The organism is Shewanella decolorationis, assembly GCF_004354305.1.
Lineage (GTDB): Bacteria > Pseudomonadota > Gammaproteobacteria > Enterobacterales > Shewanellaceae > Shewanella > Shewanella decolorationis.
Map to the genome: position 1 here is coordinate 4,432,852 of NZ_CP037898.1, position 24,534 is coordinate 4,457,385.

General features: G+C 46.9%; 22 protein-coding genes. 10 read left to right on the forward strand and 12 right to left on the reverse strand.

Going from position 1 to position 24,534, the window contains the following annotated elements:
- Nucleotides 1–75: 75 nt before the first annotated feature.
- The 7 genes from EYR25_RS19930 to EYR25_RS19960 all read right to left on the reverse strand — a co-directional run bounded on the left by EYR25_RS19930 (nucleotide 76) and on the right by EYR25_RS19960 (nucleotide 7,066).
- On the reverse strand, nucleotides 76–1,812 hold the full coding sequence (locus EYR25_RS19930; protein ID WP_133182439.1) for a sodium:solute symporter family protein: 1,737 nt from the start codon (nucleotides 1,810–1,812) through the stop codon (nucleotides 76–78).
- Nucleotides 1,813–1,823: 11 nt separating this feature from the next.
- Entirely contained in the window at nucleotides 1,824–2,090 is a 267-nt protein-coding gene (locus EYR25_RS19935) for a DUF4212 domain-containing protein (protein ID WP_011622295.1), read from the reverse strand.
- 438 nt (nucleotides 2,091–2,528) lie between these two features.
- Complete coding sequence (locus tag EYR25_RS19940; protein WP_133182441.1) at nucleotides 2,529–3,152, reverse strand: thiol:disulfide interchange protein DsbA/DsbL; 624 nt, start codon at nucleotides 3,150–3,152, stop codon at nucleotides 2,529–2,531.
- A gap of 130 nt (nucleotides 3,153–3,282) precedes the next feature.
- Entirely contained in the window at nucleotides 3,283–4,134 is an 852-nt protein-coding gene (locus EYR25_RS19945; protein WP_133182443.1) for a Rossmann-fold NAD(P)-binding domain-containing protein, read from the reverse strand.
- A gap of 55 nt (nucleotides 4,135–4,189) precedes the next feature.
- Entirely contained in the window at nucleotides 4,190–5,395 is a 1,206-nt protein-coding gene (locus tag EYR25_RS19950; protein ID WP_133182445.1) for an HD-GYP domain-containing protein, read from the reverse strand.
- A 316-nt stretch (nucleotides 5,396–5,711) separates the two neighbouring features.
- Nucleotides 5,712–6,200: a DUF2919 domain-containing protein gene (locus tag EYR25_RS19955; protein WP_023266288.1), complete on the reverse strand. Its 489-nt coding sequence runs from the start codon at nucleotides 6,198–6,200 to the stop codon at nucleotides 5,712–5,714.
- A gap of 245 nt (nucleotides 6,201–6,445) precedes the next feature.
- On the reverse strand, nucleotides 6,446–7,066 hold the full coding sequence (locus EYR25_RS19960) for a LysE/ArgO family amino acid transporter (RefSeq protein WP_133182447.1): 621 nt from the start codon (nucleotides 7,064–7,066) through the stop codon (nucleotides 6,446–6,448).
- Between the two features lie 112 nt (nucleotides 7,067–7,178).
- On the opposite strand from EYR25_RS19960, the gene EYR25_RS19965 reads away from it, so the two are divergent.
- On the forward strand, nucleotides 7,179–8,096 hold the full coding sequence (locus EYR25_RS19965) for a LysR family transcriptional regulator ArgP (protein ID WP_133182449.1): 918 nt from the start codon (nucleotides 7,179–7,181) through the stop codon (nucleotides 8,094–8,096).
- 131 nt (nucleotides 8,097–8,227) lie between these two features.
- Here the strand turns inward: EYR25_RS19965 and EYR25_RS19970 are convergent, their stop codons facing one another.
- Entirely contained in the window at nucleotides 8,228–9,328 is a 1,101-nt protein-coding gene (locus EYR25_RS19970) for an AI-2E family transporter (RefSeq protein WP_023266291.1), read from the reverse strand.
- 207 nt (nucleotides 9,329–9,535) lie between these two features.
- Nucleotides 9,536–9,769 (reverse strand): sulfurtransferase TusA family protein, encoded by a 234-nt coding sequence (locus tag EYR25_RS19975; RefSeq protein ID WP_109287608.1) that lies wholly within the window; start codon nucleotides 9,767–9,769, stop codon nucleotides 9,536–9,538.
- A 112-nt stretch (nucleotides 9,770–9,881) separates the two neighbouring features.
- On the opposite strand from EYR25_RS19975, the gene bepA reads away from it, so the two are divergent.
- The 4 genes from bepA (at nucleotide 9,882) to EYR25_RS19995 (ending at nucleotide 14,651) form a co-directional block, all read left to right on the forward strand.
- Complete coding sequence (gene bepA, locus EYR25_RS19980) at nucleotides 9,882–11,351, forward strand: beta-barrel assembly-enhancing protease (protein WP_011716680.1); 1,470 nt, start codon at nucleotides 9,882–9,884, stop codon at nucleotides 11,349–11,351.
- 111 nt (nucleotides 11,352–11,462) lie between these two features.
- Nucleotides 11,463–11,813: an arsenate reductase (glutaredoxin) gene (gene arsC, locus EYR25_RS19985; RefSeq protein ID WP_088211409.1), complete on the forward strand. Its 351-nt coding sequence runs from the start codon at nucleotides 11,463–11,465 to the stop codon at nucleotides 11,811–11,813.
- 47 nt (nucleotides 11,814–11,860) lie between these two features.
- Entirely contained in the window at nucleotides 11,861–12,241 is a 381-nt protein-coding gene (locus EYR25_RS19990; RefSeq protein WP_011716678.1) for a DUF2069 domain-containing protein, read from the forward strand.
- A 457-nt stretch (nucleotides 12,242–12,698) separates the two neighbouring features.
- Entirely contained in the window at nucleotides 12,699–14,651 is a 1,953-nt protein-coding gene (locus tag EYR25_RS19995) for a hypothetical protein (RefSeq protein WP_133182451.1), read from the forward strand.
- Nucleotides 14,652–14,834: 183 nt separating this feature from the next.
- Here the strand turns inward: EYR25_RS19995 and hda are convergent, their stop codons facing one another.
- Entirely contained in the window at nucleotides 14,835–15,545 is a 711-nt protein-coding gene (gene hda, locus EYR25_RS20000; protein ID WP_011622356.1) for a DnaA inactivator Hda, read from the reverse strand.
- Nucleotides 15,546–15,622: 77 nt separating this feature from the next.
- The gene (locus EYR25_RS20005) at nucleotides 15,623–16,705 is read right to left on the reverse strand and encodes a DUF2066 domain-containing protein (protein ID WP_133182454.1); all 1,083 of its coding nucleotides are present in this window, start codon (nucleotides 16,703–16,705) and stop codon (nucleotides 15,623–15,625) included.
- A 214-nt stretch (nucleotides 16,706–16,919) separates the two neighbouring features.
- Here EYR25_RS20005 and EYR25_RS20010 point away from each other — a divergent pair, with 214 nt between their 5' ends.
- Nucleotides 16,920–18,158 (forward strand): uracil-xanthine permease family protein, encoded by a 1,239-nt coding sequence (locus EYR25_RS20010; protein WP_133182456.1) that lies wholly within the window; start codon nucleotides 16,920–16,922, stop codon nucleotides 18,156–18,158.
- Between the two features lie 127 nt (nucleotides 18,159–18,285).
- On the opposite strand, the gene EYR25_RS20015 is transcribed toward EYR25_RS20010, so the two are convergent.
- Entirely contained in the window at nucleotides 18,286–18,618 is a 333-nt protein-coding gene (locus EYR25_RS20015; RefSeq protein ID WP_007649079.1) for a Grx4 family monothiol glutaredoxin, read from the reverse strand.
- A 225-nt stretch (nucleotides 18,619–18,843) separates the two neighbouring features.
- On the opposite strand from EYR25_RS20015, the gene sodB reads away from it, so the two are divergent.
- From sodB to EYR25_RS20035, 4 genes are all read left to right on the forward strand, one after another.
- On the forward strand, nucleotides 18,844–19,428 hold the full coding sequence (gene sodB / locus EYR25_RS20020) for a superoxide dismutase [Fe] (protein ID WP_133182458.1): 585 nt from the start codon (nucleotides 18,844–18,846) through the stop codon (nucleotides 19,426–19,428).
- Between the two features lie 250 nt (nucleotides 19,429–19,678).
- Complete coding sequence (locus tag EYR25_RS20025; RefSeq protein ID WP_133182460.1) at nucleotides 19,679–21,613, forward strand: PrkA family serine protein kinase; 1,935 nt, start codon at nucleotides 19,679–19,681, stop codon at nucleotides 21,611–21,613.
- A gap of 65 nt (nucleotides 21,614–21,678) precedes the next feature.
- The gene (locus tag EYR25_RS20030; protein WP_133182462.1) at nucleotides 21,679–22,947 is read left to right on the forward strand and encodes a YeaH/YhbH family protein; all 1,269 of its coding nucleotides are present in this window, start codon (nucleotides 21,679–21,681) and stop codon (nucleotides 22,945–22,947) included.
- A 9-nt stretch (nucleotides 22,948–22,956) separates the two neighbouring features.
- A complete protein-coding gene (locus tag EYR25_RS20035) occupies nucleotides 22,957–24,483 on the forward strand; it encodes a SpoVR family protein (RefSeq protein WP_133182464.1) in 1,527 nt (508 codons plus the stop codon).
- Nucleotides 24,484–24,534 lie beyond the last annotated feature (51 nt).

Below are 24,534 nucleotides of genomic sequence, written 5' to 3' on the forward strand. Positions count from 1 at the left end.
TTGCGCACTGACACCAAAAACACAAAAGGACGCATAGGCGTCCTTTTGTGTTAATTTAGCTTAATCTCGCATAGATTAATGGCTGCTCGCTTCTCCCGCTCCTTTAGGGAAACGGATTGATTCAACCATATCTTGTACATGGGCAGGTGCCGCTGCGGTCAATTTACAGACGATAGCCGCTACCGCGAAGTTCACCACCATACCGACCATACCGATACCTTCTGGCGAAATACCGAGGAACCAGTTAGCCGCTACGTTAGCCGTTGGGTCAACAAACTTGAAGTAGATGATGTAACCCGCAGTGAACAGTAGACCAATCACCATACCTGCGATTGCACCTTCTTTGTTCATTGTCTTAGAGAAGATACCCATGATGATGGCTGGGAACAGAGAGGATGCCGCCAGACCGAAGGCGAACGCTACTACCGCTGCCACGAATCCTGGTGGGTTAACCCCGAAGTAACCCGCAATCACGATGCCGATACCGGCAGCCAGTCGAGCGTACATCAGCTCTTTCTTGTCAGAGATATTGGGCATCAGGTTCTTCTTCAATAAGTCGTGTGATACTGAAGTCGAGATAACTAACAACAGACCCGCAGAAGTAGATAACGCCGCCGCTAAACCACCCGCAGCGACCAGTGCGATAACCCAAGCTGGCAGATTCGCGATTTCTGGCGTTGCTAATACGATGATATCGTTGTCGATCTTCATTTCGTTAGGGCTAGCAGCATCTTCCATTTTGCCTTTGGCATAGTAGATTTTGCCGTCGCCGTTTTTGTCATCCCATTTGATCAGACCGGTTTTTTCCCAGTTTTTGATCCAATCTGGCGCAGTTTCATAGGCAACACCCTTTTGATCAGGACCGTTAATGGTCTCAATCATATTAACGCGAGAGAAGGCCGCTAATGCTGGAACAGTGGTGTACATGATGGCGATAAACACCAGCGCCCAACCAGCTGACACACGTGCATCTTTCACTTTCGGTACAGTGAAGAAACGCACGATAACGTGAGGTAAGCCCGCTGTACCCACCATCAAAGCACCAGTAATACAGAACACGTCAATCATGCTCTTAGAGCCATCGGTATAAGGAGCAAAGCCTAAATCGACAGACAGATTATTCAGTTTCTCTAACAGATAGACGCCAGAATTATTGCCTGCAGCATCAAGCAACTGAGCACCGAAACCGATTTGAGGAATGATATGACCCGTCATCATCACAGAGAGGAAGATAGCAGGCACCATAAAGGCGAAGATCAGCACGCAGTATTGGGCAACCTGAGTATAGGTAATCCCCTTCATACCACCGAGCACCGCGTAGAAGAACACCACGGCCATACCAATATACACGCCAGTATCCACATCCACTTCGAGGAAGCGCGAAAATACCACGCCTACACCGCGCATTTGGCCGGCGATGTAAGTAAAGCAGATGAAGATAGCGCAAATAACCGCGACCGTACGCGCCGCTTGGGAGTAGTAACGCTCCCCCACGAAATCAGGCACAGTGAACTTACCAAATTTACGTAAGTACGGCGCCATACACAGGGCTAATAATACATAACCGCCCGTCCAGCCCATCAGGTACACACTGCCGTCGTAACCGACGAAAGAAACAATACCCGCTAACGAAATAAAGGATGCCGCTGACATCCAGTCGGCAGCCGTTGCCATACCATTCACTACAGGGTGAACACCGCCACCCGCAACATAGAACTCTTTAGTCGAACCCGCGCGGGACCAAATCGCGATCCCAATGTAGAGCGCGAACGACAGCCCCACAATCAGATAAGTTAATCCTTGTACACCCATTTCCGTTCTCCTTAGTCTTCTTGTACGTTATATTTTTTATCTAAGGCGTTGGCTTTTGCCGCGTAGACAAAAATAAGCGCAACAAAGACATACATAGATCCCTGTTGGGCAAACCAGAAACCTAACTTGAAGCCCATGAAATGGATTTCATTGAGTACATCAACCAATAGAATGCCACATCCAAATGAGACTGCGGCCCAAATAGCCAATAGGCCTAAAACGAGACGTAAATTCTCATTCCAGTAACCTTTTGCTTTATCGTTGTTTTCAAATGCCATAGCGACTCCCCTGTGCTGTTTTATTTTTAAGTCTTGTTAAATCTAGCAACAGCTGGAGTGACCACAATCAAGACCTTAGTCTAATTTGCGAAGCACCTCACATCAGAAAAAATCGAATAGTATTTAAAATCATAAAGTTAACAATGATTTTACATTTTGATGCAAAAGTTATTTTTTAAGCGGCTTAGACCAATGTCGAAGATCCTAAGGCTAGAAACCGACAAAATGACGTGCTAGATGACAGTAAGATACGACGATAGGTAACACTAACTGGCTGTGATATAAACAAAATATCGTACTGCATTGGGGTTAGTCGGCTGTCATAAACTCAATTGCTGCAGCTAAGATATAACAGCAAAATGGCAAAAAATAACCCAGCATCGCTGGGTTATTGGAAAACAGTAAATTTACGCTGTGATAAACACAGCTATCAGCCTTTTACTTGGCGGCTAAGAATTTGACTAGCTCGGCCAACTCTTCAGGTGTATGCACCTTAGAGGTCACTAAATAGCGGCCATTGACTAATAAGGATGGCACGCCCTTAATACCCGATAATTCCGCCTGTGAGTCGTAATTCATCATAGTAAACTTCGCATCGACAGAGTTCATCGCTGCATCAACATCATCGGCCTTCGCGCCTTGTGCCACAAAGAAAGCTTTTACCTGTTCAGGACGAGTAAATTGTTCACCCTTTTCATGGATTTGTTTAAAAATCGCTTCGTGCACTTGCTTAGTCATGTTCAGCTTTTGCGCAACAAAATAGGCTAATTGACTCAACTCCCATGCAGGACGCCCCGCGCCCACAGGCGTGCGCTCGAAAGCCACATCCTTGCCTAAGAGTTTTACCGTGGAAGCGACAAAGGGTTCCTGCTTGTAACAATGCGGGCAATTATAGGAGAAGAACTCACGCAGCACAGGCTTTTGTGCTTCGCTGATGCCAGCGACAGTGACATAATCCTTCCCTTCTTCAAAACTCGCCGCCTGCAGCGCAAAGCTCGCACTTAACACCAATCCACAGGCCAGCGCCGCCAAAGGTCGAACAAAATTAGTTAGGCTTTTCATATTTTCTCTTCTTATTAGTAACTGCATCATTGAATCGTAAGTCGTTTGCGACACGCACAGACCATTAAGATACATCAAAATATGGCTAAGGTTCTTAAACATTTGTTAACAATAGGTGCTAAATCACCCACTAACAGGCCGCAAGCATTTCAAGGGGCGACGCAAACTGATACTCAAACCCAAGCTCGCGGACTATCGCATCTCCTAGAATGACTTTGCTGGGTTGTAGCTGCCCATTAAATTGCGGCGCCGCTAATCCCAAGGACTCGGCAGCCGCTACATAAAATTCGCTTCTCGAAGGATGCTCTGACGCGCAAAGATTATAGACAGCAGCGACCTTCTCTCCTTTCGCCTTTGCAGCAATAATCAAGCTCACCGCCGCGACGCAGTCCTGCAAATGCACAAGATTAACCACAACATTACCACCCGCCACATCGGTTTTACCGGCAAAGAAGCGCCCAGGATGACGTTTGGGTCCAACCAAGCCAGCAAAACGTACGATGCAACTATTCGGTTGGCGAGCAAATAAGGCTTCGGCATCCAATAACACCTGTGATGAAGCCGATTCAGCCTGTGCGTCCGCTTCTGTCATCGACTTATCTAGGGAGGGATAAACGCCTGTGGTACTGATAAACACTATACCTTGATAATGCCAGCCTTGGGTTAGCGCAATTAACTGCTGTAATTCTTGAATATAGGCGGTATTGCCATGTTTTAACCGCGGAGGAATATTGACGACAAGAAAATCTGTCTGGAACAACCCTTGTAGTGATTGTGGATCCGCTAATACCTCGGCTTCTGCCCCGAGTTGTAATTGAAATCCCTGGATACCGACTTCAGTGAGAGGCCCTAACTCCTCCATGTGGCGTTTAGCGCCAGTGACTCGGTAACCCGCTTGTACTAAATGCTTGGCAAGAGCAACCCCAAACCATCCACACCCAACAACTGCCACACTTTTTTGTTGTAACACTGTTTGTTCCATCCACTCTGGCCTAGTTATTATCGGCCAATAGCATACGGAACTCTGACACAGGGATTCAAGTCTGTAACGAGCTAAAATAAAAGCTTATGCCCTTATCCACTTGTAAAGTACGAGTCGCCCCTTCGCTTAAATCCTCAACGCGCAATGACTTTTGTACCGTAACGCCCTCATCACTTAAAAAGCGCAATGAGGCTTCACTACCATCTTCCTTACACGCCCACACCTGGGGTTGACTGACCTCTTTAGTCGTCATTATAACCTTTGCAACGCTCTCATCGGATAGCCTGACTAAGGTCCCGGGAGGATAAATACCTAAAATCTTAACTAAGACCGAAATTAACGATTCCGAATGCTTACTAGCCCTATTTTTAAATAAGTAGCCAAGGGCGACTTGGGGAGAAGAAGCTTGCTGACCACTCAGTTGCTGATCGTAATCATTTGCTAGACTGACAATTTGAGTCACGATGGGGATTTTATGACCGGTAAGCCCATCAGGAAACCCCGAACCATCCACAAACTCATGGTGATGTAACACAATATTCAGCACTTCTTTGGGGAACAGGCCCGAGCGATTAAGCATGTCGTAGCCAAAGTTCGGGTGCATTTGCAGGTAATTAGCCTCATGGGGAGTTAAAGCACTGCGTTTGCGACGGATCACGTCAGGCACTTTAAGTTTGCCAATATCATGGAACAAACTGCCTAAGGCGATATCACGCAAATCCCGCGCGGGTAAATCGAGTGCATGACCAATCATCATGGCTAATACCGCCACAGATACCCCATGCTGGGTTACACTGACATCCTTTTCATCCATACCCACTAAGGTTAAAAAAGGCTTTTCTACTTCTTGTAAATGGCTGAGCAAATCTTCAACTAAAGTAGCCGATAATCGATAAGCCCCTTCGGGATCACTGACGACCTTACCAAAGATATTACGACACTGATTAACACTCTCTAAAAATCGCTTTTGACTTAATCGCATCGATTTACGCGTATCCGATTTCAGATCTCGCTCTGGTGGCGCAGCTTCAGTATCTTCAATTTCCTCCTCTTCTTCAGTAATATCAATCTCATCATTACTGCCAGAAATGAGGTAAACATAGGGAACACCTAGCCCGCGGATCATCTCAATTTGAGCCGCACTATTGATATCAACTCGGTTAAATAAGAATGGGTGATTTGTCCACGACAAGGGGAGCTTAACCCGCATACCTGGTTGAAGCTGAGAAAGTAATAGTCTTCTATGATCTGCTTTTGCCACGCAATATGACTCCTTTCATGCACGCCCAAGGTTAACGACGACTCGCCTTTTGCCATACATTTAAGCTAAGTACATATAACTATAGATGATTCAACAAAATCAGTAAGCAGTCAGTGAAAAAATGCTTATCAAACTGAGGGATAGTACACACAAATTTGTACAAAATGGTAAATAAGCAAATAAATCGCAACAATTACAACTAGATGAAACGATAGCGCATAAGCGTCTTGAATTGGTGTTGGGCGATAGAAACTCGATCCGCATCATAAATAGCCCTGCGTCATGCTTCTAGTGCCCTATTAAGCATCAATACCAATCAGTCCTTGGTGACCGAGGGTTCCATCTCTTTTGGCCAATCAGCCAAGTAATAGCAGAGCCGTTTTGACTTGTAGACGTACAAACATGACCAAAACAAGACTAAGGCGTCGAGTGCTAAACTCCAGTGAAATAAAAACTGCCCATGAATTAACCTTTGTGCCAGCAAGGTTGCATCCAATAACAACAATAGCCATAGGCCCCATTTTAGGTGGACAAATATAGGCCTCAACCACATGGGAGAACGGCGCCTTTCTGCGAGCACCACAAAATAGAGTATGACAGCGCCAAGTCCGGCGGCGAGTGCGAGTAAAAAATCTGACTTTTCAGGATAAAAGATTCTCACCAGTTCAGATCTATCACTCGCTTGAGTCAGAGAAGCAATAAAAATACACCAGCCTCGGGCGAGAAAAGCCAGAATAGCATATAAAAAAACAGGAGGTTTTATATGGCCTTTATCATCAAGCCAAGTGATGTGACTGAAATTCAAAGATAATCCATTTAGTAAACACTAAAGCAATAACTGTTAAATGGTGTCTATTGGCATAATTTCAATGGGAGGGGAAATAAATCAAGCCCACTCAAGTGTAAGCTCAACATTGCCATTGAGCAGGCTTACCCTACACTCGACGCCGACAAGTAAATTTAACTATTTGAACTTAATATCAATAAGGTCGAAGGGTTAGCACCTTCGACCTGAACATGGCAATCAGCCATAAGGCTTCAACAAATACATTAATTTACCGTCATATATGGCCAAATGATTGCCGCGGCGATGCTCCACATAGTCAACCAAATAAAGCGATCTAAGTATCGCCACGCCGCTGGGCGGCTAAATATCGGTGCCAATAAACGCGCACCAAAACTTAAGCTAAAGAACCAAATAAACGAAGCCAGTACCGCGCCCGCACCAAACCAAGGACGATGGGCATCTTCGAACTGAGTACTAATGCTACCCAGCAGCACGACTGTATCTAAATAAAGGTGTGGATTAAGCAGGCTGATCCCAAGCGTGGTCAGCATGGCCTTACGCAAAGTGTCGGCATTTTGCGCATTACCCATCTCCATCCCCTTGGCGACAAACGAGGCCTTAAGTGCATTAGCTCCGTACCAAATCAAAAAGGCGGCACCACCAAAACTGGCCACATGTTTGATAGTCGGGAAGGCTTCGATAATGTGCCCAAGCCCCGCCACACCCGCAGTGATCATTAAGGCATCGATGATTGAACAAAGCAGCGCAATCGGCAAAGGATAAGCTCGCTTAATCCCCTGCTTTAGCACAAAGGCATTTTGCGCCCCTACGGCAATAATCAAACTACCACCAATGCCCATACCTTGTATAAACGCCGTTTGCATACCTACCTCTCATGTCTGAAGAAGGCGCTAGCATAGACAAAACAACAAAATTAATATAACTAATGTTTTTTATGTATCATAAGTAAAATTAATAATTTTAAGGACGGCAATCATGTTGGAATACGCCAATCTTAAAGCGCTTGCGGTCGTCGTCTCCGAAGGTGGCTTCGAGCGCGCCGCCAAGGTGTTGCATATCACCCAATCGGCGGTGTCACAGCGCGTCAGGCAATTAGAAGAACGAGTCGGCCAATCCTTACTTATCCGCTCAACGCCAGTGGTGGCAACTCCTACGGGTAAACGTTTATTGCGCCACTATTCACAGGTGCAACTACTCGAGAGTGAATTGAGAGCCGAGTTAGATGCCGATGACCCTAACCATCCCACGACAGTGCGAATTGCCGTCAATGCCGACAGTTTAGCGACATGGTTTTTGCCCGCCTTGGCCGATATGTTCAGCCGCCATGCTTGGCTGCTGGAATTGATTGTCGATGATGAATCCTACACTCATCACCTATTGAAAAATGGTGAGGCCGTCGGTTGTGTGACCACAACAGCCAACCCGATGGCTGGTTGTAGCAGCGAGTTTTTAGGAACCATGGAATATATGTGCGTCGCCACCCCAGCATTTGCGGCGCGTTATTTCGAATGGGCAAAAAATAACGATGATGTCGGCGCTCAAATTACCCAAGCACAGCTCGCGAAAGCCCCTGCCGTAGTATTTTCAACCAAAGATAAAATGCATGAAAAGTACCTCGCCCAGTACTTTCAAATGTTGCCAGGGCAATGGTGGCAACACAGCATTCCCTCATCGGAGAGTTTTTTAGAGGCGATTAACTTAAGTCTGGGTTATGGTTTAGTGGGACACTTACAGGCAAAACCTTTGATAGACAAAGGCATATTGATTGAGCTCACCCCAGAAAAACGTATTCGGGTGCCCCTCTATTGGCAGCATTGGAATATAAAAGCCAAGCAAACGACCTTGGTCTATCGCGCCCTCGCCGCCACCGCGGAGCATCTATTACAGCAATGATGAGTGCAGCATTCGTTAGTACAACAAACAATAGCTAGTACAAATAGTTAGCGGATAAAAAACTGAGCACTCAGGCCCAGTTTTTTATCTAAAAGTTTTTATCTATTAGCTTTTTATCTACTGCCAGCGGCTTAGGCTTGTTCCGAATCCGCCTTCACCTGCGTTATCGCCACAGGTTCAATCTCGGTTTTCGGCCAAGCATTGATCACCGCTTTCACCAAGGAGGCTAATGGAATGGCAAAGAACACCCCCCAAACGCCCCATAAACCACCGAAAACTAACACAGCAGCAATAATGATCACCGGATGCAAATCCACCGCATCGGAAAACAGGATAGGTACAAGTACGTTACCATCCAAGGCCTGAATAATGCCGTAACCTAGCATTAAATAACCAAACTCAGAGCTAAAACCCCACTGGAAAAAGGCCACCAGCATAATGGGTAGAGTCACTAAGGTCGCGCCCACATAGGGAATCAACACCGACAAACCAGTCAACACCCCGAGTAAGGCCGAGTATCTCAGCCCCATAAAGGCAAAGAAGATGTAGCTCGCTACTCCGACAATCACAATCTCAATCACTTTGCCGCGGATATAGTTGAAGATCTGCTGGTGCATTTCGAACCACACCTTGCGGGCCAGCTGTCGATTAGTGGGGAAAAAACGTTTACTGCCACTGATCAGTTGGTCTTTATCCTTCAGAAAGAAGAACACTAATAAGGGCACTAAAATGGCGTACACCATCAGCACCAATAATGAAGCCGAATAACCTATCAGTTGCTTGGCAATATCGAGCACATGCTGGGTATCGAGCAGTTTTTTAAGCTCGGCGACCATTAAATTGAGCTGCTCAGAGCTGACAAACTGCGGATACTGGGTCGCTAATCCCTGCAAGGTTTGTAATCCCTTGTCGATCATACTCGGCAAATCTGTCATCAGGCTCACGCCTTGGCGCCACACGCTCGGGATAAGGCCAAAGGTCAGCAGCACCACTATCCCTAAAAACAGCACGAGTACTAAAGAAGCGCCCGTCGTGCGATTAATCCCCAATTTCAGCATTTGCGCCACGGGCCATTCGAGCAAAAAGGCCAGCACTAACGCCACGAGTAACGGCGCTAATAAGCCACCCGCAAAATACAACACTAGGGCAAGACCAACGAGAATGGCGAGCAGCGTCACCGCCTGAGGATCGCTGAAGCGCTCTTGATACCAACGAGAGAAAAAACTAAACATGAATTCGTTCCAATGAGGTGATTGGCTTTCCGCAAACGCAGGAAAGAGCTTATGCTTTGGTGGTTAACCTTATCGCATCCGTTTTACTGTGTATATGCTTGAAAATCAGTTAACTGCTACCTATGACCGACACGCAAAAGCGAAGTTGCAACCAGCGATGCTAACTGACCATTTTTACTGCGGCATTGAATCATGCTTTGTGCGTGCTTATCCCTGCGATAAATCAACTTTTGTGATTAATAACCCTAACTGACTGGCGTCATCTTGCAATGTCACGACGGTATGCCCCTGTTTTTTAAAAAACGCGGGAACATCTCGGCGGGAACCTGGGTCTGAGAGTAGGATATGTAAGCTGTCGCCAGCAGACACGGACTTCAACGCAAGTTTGACCTTAACCAAAGGAACAGGGCAGCGAAATGATGTTAAATCAATAAAAATCATAATGAACTTGCTATGAATGAACTTGGGCTATTATCCTAAGTTGCAACTCAAACTACAAGCTAAGGGCTCCCTCGCCTTAGTTGAGACACTTAAAAAGAATTAAAGGATCCACTTGCGTAATTTGACGTTTTTGACCCGATGTAAACCCCTTGCGGCGAGTGTACTTTCATTAATGTTACTCGGTGGAGCCGCAAAGAGTTTTGCCAACAACGACTTGCCCGACTTGGGCACCGCCGCCGTCAATACCTTCAGCCTAGAAAAAGAAATGGTCTATGGCGATGCCTATATGCGCGTTATTCGCTCATCGGCGCCCATGCTGAACGATCCGGTATTGAGCCAATATTTGACTGAACTGGGCAATAAATTGGTCGCCCACGCCACGGGAGTCAAAACGCCCTTTTATTTCTTCTTACTGCAAAACGATGAAATCAACGCCTTTGCGTTTTTTGGCGGCCACGTTGCAGTCCACACAGGGCTATTCCTTAACGCCGATAATGAAAGTGAGCTGGCCTCAGTGCTCGGCCACGAAATTACCCACGTGACCCAACGTCACTTGGCGCGCTCCCTCGAAGCACAGCAAAAAAGTGGTCCGGCGACCGTTGCAGGCTTACTCGGGGCGATTTTATTAACCATCGCGGTTCCTCAGGCCGGGATGGCAGCACTGGCAACCACTCAAGCCATGGCTACCCAATCGAAAATCAACTATACCCGTCTGCATGAAAAAGAAGCCGACCGGATCGGCATGCAGATTTTGGTTGATGCGGGCTTTGACCCCAATGCGGCCGCTGATTTCTTTGGTAAGCTTGCCAGTCGCTACCGTTTTACGACTACGCCACCACAAATGTTGCTGACTCACCCATTACCCGAGTCACGGATCTCCGAGGCGCGGGATCGCGCCCACCAGTATCCACACCGCTATGTGCCGGATAATTTGAACTTCCAGCTCGCCAAAGCCCGTATTCAGGTGCGTTTTTCCAGTTACAGCGACGATGCGGTATTGAGCATGTTTGAAAAGCAGCTCAATAAGCAAACCTACGGCTTTAAAGAGGCCGCCCTCTACGGTAAAGCCTTAGCACTGTTTAGATTGAAGAAATTTGATGAGTCCGAAAAGATTATCGATGAGCTATTAAAAATCGATGATAACAACTTGTTTTATATCGATACCAAGACGGATTTACTCAACGAGCGTAAGGATTTTGCTCAGGCGACTAAGTTACTCGAAGCACAGCGTAAGATGAAGCCCACATCGCAGGTGATTAATGCGAACTTAGCCAATATCTATATTGAGGCCGGTGAACCCGCTAAGGCTATCCCACTGCTGGAAGACATGATTTTCCTCGATAAGCAAAATCAACTTCCCTATCAACTGCTCAATCTTGCCTATAAAAAATTGGGCAATCAGGGCATGGAGTATTTCTCCAATGCCGAGTTAATGGCACTAGGTGCTAACTATAAGGGCGCTATCGATCAGCTTAACTTTGCCTACCGCGCCTCGGAAGGTAATCCATTACAACTGGCGCGAATAGAAGCACGTATCCGCCAATTTAAACAAGCGGATAAAGAGATGGATGCCCTGAAGTAAAATAGCCATTTTATCTCTATCCCTTATAATCGCGCCCCGAACACCCTGACGGGGCGCTGTTTTTTCTGCTATCATCCGCGCCATTGTTTTAGCCGATTGAGCATAAGTACTATGACCCAAGCAACGATTTACCATAACCCACGTTGTTCAAAGAGCCGCGAAACCTTAGCCCTACTCGAGCAGCAAGGCTGTGATATCACAGTCGTGGAATACCTTAAGAATCCTCCAAGCGCCGCTGATATCCGTGGGATTTTAGCCACTCTCAAACTCAGCGCCCGTGAGTTAATGCGCACTAAGGAAGACGAGTATCAAGCACTGGGACTCGCCAATCCGGCATTAACCGAAGAGCAACTTATTGATGCCATGGTCAAAACGCCAAAATTGATTGAACGCCCAATCGTACTGGCCAATCAACAGGCAGCCATTGGTCGTCCACCGGAAAATGTACTGAACATTCTCTAATCTTCGGCCATTTCACCATCATTCGATGCGAAAAAAATAGGAACATCATGACCTCAAGCACTCTGCTGACACTAAGCCGTTTAGGCTACCTTGCCCTCGTTCTCCTGCTGGGCGGTTGGTTTATTGGTCAGGGCATCAATGGGGAATACACCTTATTATTCAGCCTACTCTGGCTAGTGCCTTTATTGTTGCCTGTACGAGGCATTTTAAAGGGCAATCCGTACACCTATGCTTGGGCCAGCTTTATTTTATGCTTATATATGCTGCACGCCCTCACCTTGCTGTATGTCACGACCGATGCATTGGCCTTTGCCATTATTGAAGTCCTGCTGATTGGCGCGCTGTTAGTCGCGTTCCCGTTTTATGCTCGTATCCGTGGACGAGAACTCGGTCTAGGCCTTAAGAAAAAGTCTGACAAGCAAGACTGATTGTGAGTACCAATCAATCTCATCGCTGGCAGCGAACAGCAAGTTCCGATTAGCCAGTGCCGACGAGCAAGTTCCGATAAGGAAGTTCCGATTAACAAGCGCGGTTCGGTTTTAATACCGCTCCGCGCTCTTGGATTCGAGAAGTTCTGATTCGAGAAGCCGTTATTCAAGATGCCGTTATTCATGATCTTATGAATCAAGAGATTGTGATTTAAAACATCATGACTCTATAAATTCTACCCCCGCTTTATAATCTTCACTCACAGTCAAAAACGCTGCTGTATTAATCCCTTGTCGGTACGGCTCCAACTCCGCAAGCTGACAACATTTAACTTACCTTTCATCACTTTTTGTAACCAAAAGAGCATGCTATAGTCGATTGATAAGCCAAGGAATGACGGCCAATCAAGCCAGTCATACTACAAAAACAATAACATAGCGTTAATTGGAGTGAGTCATGATGGAAAAATGGGTTCCAATGCGTCGATTAAGTATTATCGCGGCAGCCGTTGCACTCAGCGCCTGTGGTGGTGGCGGTGGTGGGGATAATAATGATGGTGGTACAGTCACCCCACCAACCACTAACGTGCCACGCTGCGCCCCAGTGGCTCCGCTCATCGCCACAGACTCAGGCGCCATCCGCTTTAAAACTGAGCCCCAATATGTGGCGGGACAATCCAGTGCCATTATCGCCAGCCTAGGGAATCGCGATTCACAGGATCTTACTTTCCGCTGGCAACAGTTAGAAGGACCCAGCATTGAACTCGTGAGTCAAAATAGTCCAGTATTAGCCTTCGATATTCCCACTGCAGGTAACTACCGTTTTAGCCTACATATCAGCGGCAGTAATATCGATGAGACTGGCGAAATAGCGATCAATGCCGACAACAGCGCGGGGGCAATGCTGAACATTCGTCAAGATCATCAAGCCGTTGAGGGTAACGATGTCAGCCTACGAATCGCTCAGCAAGCGGGCCTTAGTGCATCAAGCATCAATTGGTGTATCGCCGAGGGCCCCAGTGTCAGTCTCGATATCAGCGATCCCTTTAGGCCCCTGTTTATCGCGCCCACTGTAGGTCAAGATACCTTAACCCGCCTTAGGGCATCGGCCACGATTAACGGTAATACCGTGACAGACGAAGCCTATGTGCTCACCACTGCGGCGCCCACAATAAGCTCAACCTACTTCGATACACCCGTGGCGCGCACCCACGCTTATAACCCTGCCTCACCCTATGCCAGTGCCTTAACGAGCTGTGTGTACTCGAATCAGTTAAAAGAGGCTTGCACTATCAATCAATTGCCGCTTATCGGCCAAGTCTCAAATACACTCGATGTCGACACTATTCTCGATCGCGTATTAGTGTCCCACGATTGGATGGGGGACAATTTCGCCGCGTTTTTACGTCAAATGGACCCGAACAGCGATTTTGCCCGCCTGCTACAATCGGTCACTGCCGTGGTGATCAGCTATGATGTGCGCCCCTCGTTTTATTGGGTGGTCACAGGGGCGATTTATCTCGACCCGAATGATTTGTGGCTCACGCCAACCCAGCGCGACAGCATTAACGAGGCGCCGGATTATCGCAGCGACTTTGGCAGCGAGCTCAATTTCCTCATGCCGTGGCGTTACGTTAAAAATAACCAATATGCTTCACAGGGATTCCCAATCACGACGCGCGCCACCCGCACGCTCAGCCAGATTAATCCCGATCTTGCTTCACTCTTGTACCATGAACTTGCCCACGCCAATGACTTCTTCCCAAGAAGCATTCACGCCACGCTCACAGGCCCCAGATTGTTGGACGACTATAGCCGCCGAAATGCCAATAAGAGTTTGATATCCGATCAAGTGAGTCGCAGCTATCCCCTCACCAGTACCGAAATGACAGGCCTTGCTGCAGTGAGCTTCTTAGGCGCCAAAGCCACTGCAACCCAAAAAGCCTATCAACCTTCAGATGTGAGTACGTTTTTCTCCGGTGACATCGCCAATGACTTTTACAACTATTCCAGTACCCGTGAAGACGCGGCGATGTTGTTTGAAGAAGCCATGATGAGTTACCGCTACCAAATCCAGCGCGATGTGGCCGTCACTAACCTACCCGCAGTTCTTACAGCAGATACTGTGATTGTTGACTGGGGACAAAGGGGACGAATTGGTGATGATAGTTTGGCGAACCGCGCCGCCTTGGTGATCGATGGCATGCTGCCAGAGCTTGACGGCATCAGCTTGCTCACGAGCCTACCCGAGCCCATTGCCATGACTCAAGGCCAAAGCTGGCGCCAAACCCTGGGGATTTCACCCAATACCGCCGTGAAAGGACTACAAGGAGTTGCGGCCAGTAGCGAAACGCTTACCGAGCCAGCGCTGCGTTTCAGTGGCGATCGTCACCGTCATCCACAACAGTGATTTGAACAGTGATTTGGATTGCTAAATCGGCAGATACACTAAGCTCAAGCCTCTTAGTAGACCTAAGATAACGATAGATGTGAGATAAAGAGAGATAAAAAAGCCCGTCGTGATACGACGGGCTTTTTGTTAACACTAAATGTTTATTAACACAGACTTTCGATTAACAGTAAGTCAGTGCGATTACAGGTGCAGCATTTCTTTAGCAAAAGGAATCGTGAGCTTGCGCTGATGTACTAAGGATGCCTTATCCAGTTTATCTAACACATCAAACAAGGTACGTAGATCCCTTGCCATACGATTAAGTAAGAAACGGCCCACGTCTTCGGGCAACTGTAATCCGCGCATCGCCGCACGGCGTTGCAGTGCCGCTAGCTTTTCATCATCGGCCATGGGTTGCAGTTGATAATTGAGTCCCCACTGCATTCTAGAGACTAAATCAGGCAACAGGAAGCCTGCATCCGCGGGCGCCGAGCGGCCGCTAACCACCAGCGCACAACGCTTGTTCTCAGCGACACGATTATACAAATCGAATATGGCTTCTTCCCAAATCGGGTGACCCGCAATGTCATCCACATCGTCGATGCAGATCAAATCGAGCTGCTCCAGGCCTTCCAACAGCGCGGTCGAGATACTCGCATGAATGCCAAGGGGAAGGTAAAAACTGCGGCGGTCGAGTTCATTGGCATGGGCACAGGCGGCGTGCATTAAGTGCGTCCGCCCCGATTTCACTGGTCCCCACACATAAATAGCGGCTTCACCTTGGCCTTCGGCATTGGCGCGCAGCTTTTGGATAAGTTCATCATTACCCGCTGCCGGATAATAACTGTTAAAGGTTTCATCATCCGGTAAGTAAACCGGTAACGACAGTTGTAGCGGTGAGTTCAATGGCACTCGTACGTCTCAATATCAATAAATTATCGACTCCCCCACATGACTGAGCACGTATGCCCCGTCACAACGAGGGAAGTTTAAGGTAACCGCCATTGGTAGACAGTTTTACCCGCAGGGCTGGCACCGGCAGAAAATTCCCCAGGCGCCACCACCGAAATTCGCGGCTCTAGACTCAGTAAACGCTCAAAGTCGGTCTGAGAACCAAATAAATCCAAGGAAAACGTTGCGGTATTGCCTTGGATACGCGACAAGGTCGCATTCTTCACGGCGCTGAGTTGTTTTAAGTATTTTTCAACTTCAACCAGCTGCGCCATTTTATCAATGTTCACAAAGGTCACACTCGCACCGACCTGCTCGCCCGAATCGGCGATGGCGTACTTAGTAAAATAGTAATCGCCTAGCGCCGCCATCATAGCGGTGATCGCCTGCGCGCTATTTTCTGCCGTACCATTAAAACTAAACAGCGGTGGGGTTAACGAATCAATGGTGGTTTTGGAGTAAAGGTTTAAGCGATAACGCACTTGATTCACCGCAGGGTCAATAGCGACGAGGGCTAAGAAGTCGGCTTGATAACGTCCAGATACACTGGCCACGATATCAGCAAACATGCCTTTGACATCATTGGGATTGATGCCCATTAACTCATCAAGGTCGAGGATCGGTAGCATGACAGGAATGCCACGCTCATCAGAGAAGGTATTGAATGCCTGACGCTCGACTAAGGTTGATGAATCACTCAGTAAAATCGTGTCACCTTCACTTGGCATAGCAACCCAAAAGAGCGTCAGTGGACGTTGAATACCCCACACGGGTAACTGAGCCTGACGTAACAGGGTAATAATGCGGCGATGCTCAAAGTTGGCTTTTAACAACAGTTGGCCATTTTGCTCAAAGTAACCAAACTGGCTCAGCAGTGCATCGGGATTGGCCAGTTGCGATTGGATAACGGCGTTATCCAAAGAACGAGCAGTACCGGTATTCTTAATGATCACTTTTTCCAATGCCGTTTTTAGTGCGCTATTACGTTCAGGCACCGCACGGGAAGATACAGGTACGTCAGCCTCATCTAATTTACTCACTTCAACAGCTTGCAAGCTATTAACGGTAAATAGGCAATATAAAAACGCGAGTAAGCTAGGCTTTAATAGAAATTTCAGCATCTTTGAGTAGTTGAAGTAACATCAGATAGTGCAAATTGTACCATAGTTAGCGCCTTTAGCGAGCCTTAGCCTTATTCGCCACTCAGATAACCTATTCCCCGTCCCACATGCAATAAAACAGTGATCATCCCCAGCAAATGGGCATTTTATGGAGAACATTTAGCAACAAACTGTTATCATCTCGCGGTTTACCCTAAATATACGAGAATAATAAATGAAAAGACTCGCTATCCCACTTCAGGGTGCGCAAATGCTGTTTGTTGCATTTGGCGCCCTAGTGCTAATGCCGCTACTCACAGGGCTTGATACCAGTGTTGCCCTGTTTACTGCGGGTATTGGTACCCTTCTATTTCAATTAATTACTAAACGTCAGGTTCCTATCTTCCTTGCCTCCTCCTTCGCTTTTATTGCTCCAATTTTGTATGGAGTACAAACTTGGGGGATCCCATCAACCATGGGCGGCATCATTGCTGCAGGTATGGTGTATGTGCTCCTTGGCGCATTGGTTAAAGTGCGCGGCACCGACTTTATCCATAAGCTGCTACCGCCTGTGGTGGTTGGTCCTGTGATTATTATCATTGGCCTAGGTTTAGCCCCGGTAGCGGTGAATATGGCTCTAGGCAAAAGTGGAGACGGTAGCTTAACTTTAGTGCCAACAAATACTGCGTTAATTATTTCGCTGGTATCCCTGTGTACCACCATAGCAGTAGCAATTTTTGCTAAGGGCTTACTTAAAGTTATGCCAATTTTAGCTGGCATCATTGTCGGCTACGGTCTAAGCCTTGCCTTTGGTATCGTGGATTTTGCGGTGGTCACTGCAGCAAGTTGGATCGCCATTCCAAAATTTGTCGCCCCCGAATTTAACTGGCATGCCATCGCCTTTATGATCCCTGTTGCCATTGCGCCTGCGGTTGAACATATTGGTGATATCCTGGCGATTTCTAATGTCACTGGTAAGGATTTTATGAAAAAACCCGGCCTGCACCGCACCTTAACCGGTGACGGCGTCGCGACAATTGCCGCAGCAGCCTTCGGCGGTCCACCAAATACTACCTATTCGGAAGTCACTGGCGCTGTGACCTTAACCCGCAACTTCGACCCCAAAATCATGACGTGGACGGCGATCACCGCCATTACCTTAGCCTTCGTGGGTAAATTAGGCGCTCTGATGCAAACCATTCCCGTCCCAGTAATGGGCGGCATAATGTGTTTGCTCTTTGGTTCTATCGCCGCGGTAGGCTTAAATACGCTAATCCGTAACCACGTCGACTTAACCGAGCCTCGTAACTTAAGTATTGTGGGCGTGACCTTAGTATTCGGTATCGGTGGTATGGCCTTTGGCATCGGCTCCTTCAGCCTCACAGGCATCAGCCTCTGTGGTATTGTAGCCATCACCATGAATCTGCTGTTACCCGCGAGTAAACACCACGAGCGTGACGCTGCATCACACTAAACAGAGTGAGTTCGCGCCGTAGTTCATCACTCATCGCCTAATCCTTATGTTAGGGTTAGGCAACAAAAAAGCCGCTAAGTTATTACTTAGCGGCTTTTTATTATTCTTTCATCACTATAGCGTGTGATTACTCTGCGGTTTTGTACTTTTCAGCAGTCGCTTTGATTAACGGCTGTAATTCGCCTTTTTGGTACATATCAACCACGATATCACAACCACCAATCAGCTCGCCTTCAATCCACAATTGTGGAAAAGTTGGCCAGTTTGCATACTTAGGTAATTCAGCACGGATATCTGGGTGCTGGAGAATATCCACAAATGCAAACTGCTCACCGCAGTTGATCATGATTTGTGCTACCTGAGATGAAAAACCACAGCTTGGTAATTTAGGAGAACCCTTCATGTACACGATGATCGGGTTTTCAGCGATTTGCTGTTTAATTTTCTCTACTGTTTCCATTTTAATTCCTAAGTACGTGACATTGACTCAATGCCGCTATTGTACGACAGCTAGGCACAGAACAAAATCCCACAGTTTGTAAGGTTATGCCATACAATTAGTTTTTCGATGACGCCTATCTAATCAATTAGCCAAACAATGATTCACATCACAAATTTTATCGGTACAATAGAGCGCAGTGAGCACGTTTAAAAAACGATAACCTAAGACCATGGAGAGATACTAATGGCTTTCGAATTACCCGCATTACCATATGCAAAGAACGCACTAGAACCACACATTTCTCAAGAAACCATTGAATACCACTACGGCAAGCATCACAACACCTACGTTGTTAAGCTAAACGGTTTAATCGAAGGAACCGATTTCGCAGGTAAATCTTTAGAAGAGATCATCAAGACTTCTACTGGTGGCGTATTTAACAACGCAGCTCAAGTTTGGAACCACACTTTCTACTGGAACTGCTTAGCGCCTAACGCTGGCGGTGAGCCAACAGGTCCTGTGGCTGATGCCATCAATGCTGCATTCGATTCATTCGAGGCATTCAAAGCCCAATTTACCGATGCTGCGGTAAACAACTTTGGTAGCGCTTGGACTTGGTTAGTTAAAAAAGCTGATGGCACCGTTGCTATCGTTAACACTAGCAATGCTGCAACACCACTGACTGACAGCACTGTGACACCAATCCTGACTGTTGACGTGTGGGAACACGCTTACTACATCGATTACCGCAACGTACGTCCTGACTACTTAGCCCACTTCTGGCAATTAGTTAACTGGGACTTCGTGAACCAAAACTTCGCAGGTTAATCGCTGCTTAGTCATTCCTAAAAAGAGCCCAAGTGGCTCTTTTTTTATTCCCTAAAAAATCATCCACCTTGCCCTCTTTGCCTAACGCCGCCCAATAACTACAAGTGCAACAATTGCAATTGCAATCATTTGTTGTTGTTTTTATTTGATATTTTTTTGACACAGCTGGCAAGTTTGTGTCTAAGATTAGTGTAGGAAGCTGAAAATCAGTTATCCATCCATGACATCACTGGCGTTTCAGGGGGTTTATATGGGCATTTTCGAGCATTACCAAAAGCGCTACGAACAAAAACTCGATGAAGAATATACTTTGCAAGAGTTTCTGGATATCTGCAAAGAAGATCGCAGTGCTTATATGTCAGCGTCCGAGCGATTACTGCTTGCCATCGGCGAAGCCGAAATTATTGATACCGCGAAAAATCCAACCCTAAGCCGTATCTTTTCGAATCGTCTTATCTCACGCTATCCCGCCTTTAAAGACTTTTACGGTATGGAAGATGCGATTGAGCAAATCGTCGCCTACCTAAAACATTCGGCCCAAGGCTTAGAAGAATCGAAGCAAATTTTATACTTACTCGGCCCTGTGGGTGGCGGTAAGTCATCATTGGCGGAAAAACTTAAAGCCTTGATGCAAAAAGTGCCAATTTACATTTTAAGTGCTAATGGCGTGAGAAGTCCGGTGAATGACCACCCCTTCTGTCTCTTCGACGTCGAAGAAGACGGCCAGCTGCTGCGGGATGAGTTTAATATTCCCACCCGTTATCTTAAAACCATTATGTCGCCTTGGGCGGTGAAACGTTTGCACGAGTTTGGCGGCGATATTTCGAAATTCCGCGTGGTTAAGGTCTATCCCTCTATCCTCGATCAATTGGCGATTGCCAAAACCGAGCCTGGGGATGAAAACAACCAAGATATTTCCTCCTTGGTCGGTAAGGTCGATATTCGTCAGCTAGAGCATTTCTCGCAGGACGATGCCGATGCCTATGCCTATTCGGGGGCACTCTGCCGTGCAAACCAAGGGATGATGGAGTTCGTGGAAATGTTCAAAGCGCCGATTAAGGTGCTACACCCACTGCTCACCGCCACCCAAGAAGGTAACTATAACGGTACCGAAGGCTTATCCGCCCTGCCCTATAGCGGTATCATTTTGGCGCACTCTAACGAGTCAGAATGGTCAACCTTCAAAAACAACAAGAACAATGAAGCGTTTCTCGACAGGGTTTATATCGTCAAAGTGCCCTATTGCCTGCGGGTATCGGAAGAATTGCAGATTTACAAAAAATTACTGCAAAACTCCGAGCTGTCTCAAGCCCCTTGTGCACCTGGTACCTTAGAAACCTTGGCGCAATTTAGTGTGCTCTCGAGGATCAAAACACCTGAAAATTCCTCCATCTACTCAAAGATGCGAGTCTATGATGGTGAAAGCCTTAAAGATACCGATCCTAAGGCCAAATCCTACCAAGAGTACCGCGACTACGCCGGTGTTGATGAAGGCATGAACGGTCTTTCTACCCGTTTCGCGTTTAAAATCCTGTCGCGGGTTTTTAACTTTGATCACTCAGAGATTGCCGCTAACCCTGTACATTTGTTCTATGTACTCGAGCGCCAAATCGAGCAGGAACAATTCCCCGGCGATACCGCCGAACGTTATCTTGAGTTCTTAAAAGGCTATTTAATCCCTAAATACGTCGAATTTATCGGTAAGGAAATTCAAACCGCGTACTTAGAGTCCTACTCTGAATACGGCCAAAATATCTTCGACCGTTATGTCACCTACGCCGATTTCTGGATCCAAGATCAGGAATATCGCGACCCTGAAACGGGTCAATTGTTTGACCGCTCGGCACTGAATGCCGAACTGGAGAAAATCGAAAAACCCGCGGGGATCAGTAACCCTAAAGATTTCCGTAATGAGATCGTTAACTTTGTCCTGCGCGCCCGCGCAAGCCATGAGGGCAACAACCCACTTTGGACCAGCTACGAAAAACTACGCACGGTGATTGAGAAAAAAATGTTCTCAAATACAGAGGACTTATTGCCTGTAATTTCCTTTAACGCCAAAACCTCGACTGACGATCAACGTAAACACGATGATTTTGTTAATCGAATGATGGAGAAAGGCTATACCAAAAAACAAGTCAGACTGCTGTCTGAGTGGTATTTACGGGTTCGTAAATCCTCTTAACTTGCGCTCACTAAAAACGAGGCTTTGGTGTTGCCAAAGCCTTCGCTGGGGTTTGGGAGGTGCGTATGGCGAACTTTATCGATAGACGGTTGAATGCAAAAGGAAAAAGTACAGTCAACCGCCAACGCTTTATCAACCGATATAAGCAACAAATCAAAAAAGCCGTCAGCGATGCCGTCACGCGTCGCAGTGTAACGGATGTGGATAAAGGCGAAAAAATCAGTATTCCCACACGGGATATCAGTGAACCTATGTTCCATCAAGGCAGAGGAGGCGTAAGAGACAGAGTCCACCCAGGCAATGATCAATTCACCCGTGGCGATAAAATCGACAGACCTCAAGGCGGCGCTGGTGGCGGTGCGGGTAAAGGCGATGCCTCGGATTCGGGCGAAGGGAATGACGACTTTGTGTTTGAAATCTCAAAGGATGAATACCTAGAGCTGTTATTTGAGGACTTAGAACTACCGAATCTGCAGAAGAATCGCTTAAACAAGCTCGTCGAGTATCAAATATACCGTGCGGGTTTCACCAATGATGGTGTGCCAGCCAATATCAATATTGTGCGTTCGCTGCGTTCCTCCTTGGCGCGCCGCATTGCCATGTCGGCAAGTAAAAAGAAATTGCTCAAAGAGTTAGAACAAAATCTTGCGGAGCTTGAAAATATTCCGGGCACTAAAGCCGAATTGATTTTGGATTTAAAAGCCCAAATTGAGGCGCTCAAGCAGAAGATTGCGAAGGTCCCCTTTATCGATACCTTTGACTTACGTTTCAATAACTTTGCAAGGCGTGAGGTGCCCTCAAGCCAAGCGGTCATGTTCTGCTTAATGGACGTGTCAGGTTCGATGGATCAAGCGACAAAAGATATGGCGAAACGTTTCTATATCTTGCTGTACTTGTTTCTTACCCGAACCTACAAAAACCTTGAGGTAGTCTATATCCGCCACCATACCCAAGCGAAGGAAGTAGACGAACATGAGTTTTTCTACTCCCAAGAAACTGGCGGTACGATTGTCTCAAGCGCATTGAAATTAATGCACGAAATTCAGCAGGCTCGCTACCCTGCCGATGAGTGGAATATCTATGCAGCACAAGCCTCTGACGGTGATAACTGGGCCGATGACTCACCCACCTGCCGACAATTATTGGAGCAAAAAATCCTGCCGCTAGTGCGCTATTTTAGCTATATCGAAATCACCAATCGTGCGCACCAAACCCTGTGGCGCGAATACGAATCCCTACAACAACACTACGACAACATAGCGGTGCAACATATTCGTCAAGCCGAAGATATCTACCCTGTATTTAGAGAATTATTTAAAAAACAGGCGGTTTAAGGGGGCTCTATGGGGATAAAAGAAGCAAAAACGCGTACAGCCTTGAGTGACGGTCCCGACTGGAGCTTTGAGCTGTTACAAAGTTATCTAAAAGAGATTGAGCGGGTGGCGGCTATTTATAAGCTAAGCGCCTATCCCAATCAAATCGAAATCATCACCGCCGAGCAGATGATGGATGCCTATGCCGGCATTGGCATGCCCATTGGCTATACCCATTGGTCCTTCGGCAAACGTTTTATTGAAACCGAACAAGGCTACAAGCGTGGGCAAATGGGGCTCGCCTACGAAATTGTGATTAACTCTAACCCTTGTATCGCTTATTTAATGGAAGAAAACACCATCACCATGCAGGCATTAGTGATGGCTCACGCCTGTTTTGGCCACAATAGTTTCTTTAAAAATAATTACTTATTTAAAACATGGACGGATGCAAGCTCGATTATCGACTACTTGGTGTTTGCCAAAAACTACATCAGTGATTGCGAGCAAAAATACGGTGTCGAGCAGGTTGAAAGCATCATCGACTCCTGCCACGCCCTGATGAATTACGGTGTCGACCGCTATAAACGCCCATCGGAAATCTCCTTTAGGGAAGAACAGGCAAGGCAAAAAGACCGCGAGGCTTACCTGCAAAGCCAAGTGAACGATTTGTGGCGCACTATACCCACCCACCAACAGCAGCAACCTTCGACCACAAAGCGCCGTTTTCCCGCCGAACCGCAGGAAAATATTCTGTATTTTATTGAAAAAAATGCGCCATTGCTGGAGTCATGGCAGCGGGAAATTATCCGTATCGTACGTAAGATGGCGCAGTATTTTTATCCGCAAAAACAAACACAAGTGATGAATGAAGGCTGGGCAACCTTCTGGCATTACACCATTTTGAATCATCTGTACGATGATGGCGTGGTCACCGACCGCTTTATGATGGAGTTTTTGCAGAGCCATACTGGCGTTGTCGCACAGCCCGAATATAACAGTCGTTACTACAGTGGTATCAATCCCTATGCCTTAGGGTTTGCGATGTTTACCGATATTCGGCGCATCTGCGAGTCACCGACTGAGGAAGACAAAGCTTGGTTTCCAGACATTGCAGGCAGTAATTGGCTCGATACCTTACACTTTGCGATGCAAAACTTTAAGGATGAAAGCTTTATCAGCCAATACCTATCACCAAGGGTAATCCGTCAGTTCAAACTGTTTGGCATCCACGATGATGAAAAACGCAATTATCTGTCCGTGTCTGCCATTCACGATGAGCTGGGTTATCAAGACATTCGCAATCTACTCTCGCAGCAGTACAATTTGTCGAATATTGAGCCTAATATTCAAGTACATAACGTTGAGATAAACGGCGATCGTTCCTTAACTTTAAGGTATGTTCCCTGTAACGATATCCCGCTCGCCAGCACCTATAAGGAAGTGTTAAAACATCTGCATCGCCTCTGGGGCTTTACTGTTAGCTTGGAGCAGTTAAATGCCGATACCAGCGTGACCTTGTTAGCCTCCTGTCCAGAGCAACCAAAGGCCGACTAAATATCAGTTTAATTAAAAAGCAAAAAGTAAAAGCAAAAAGCCGTTTCTCAA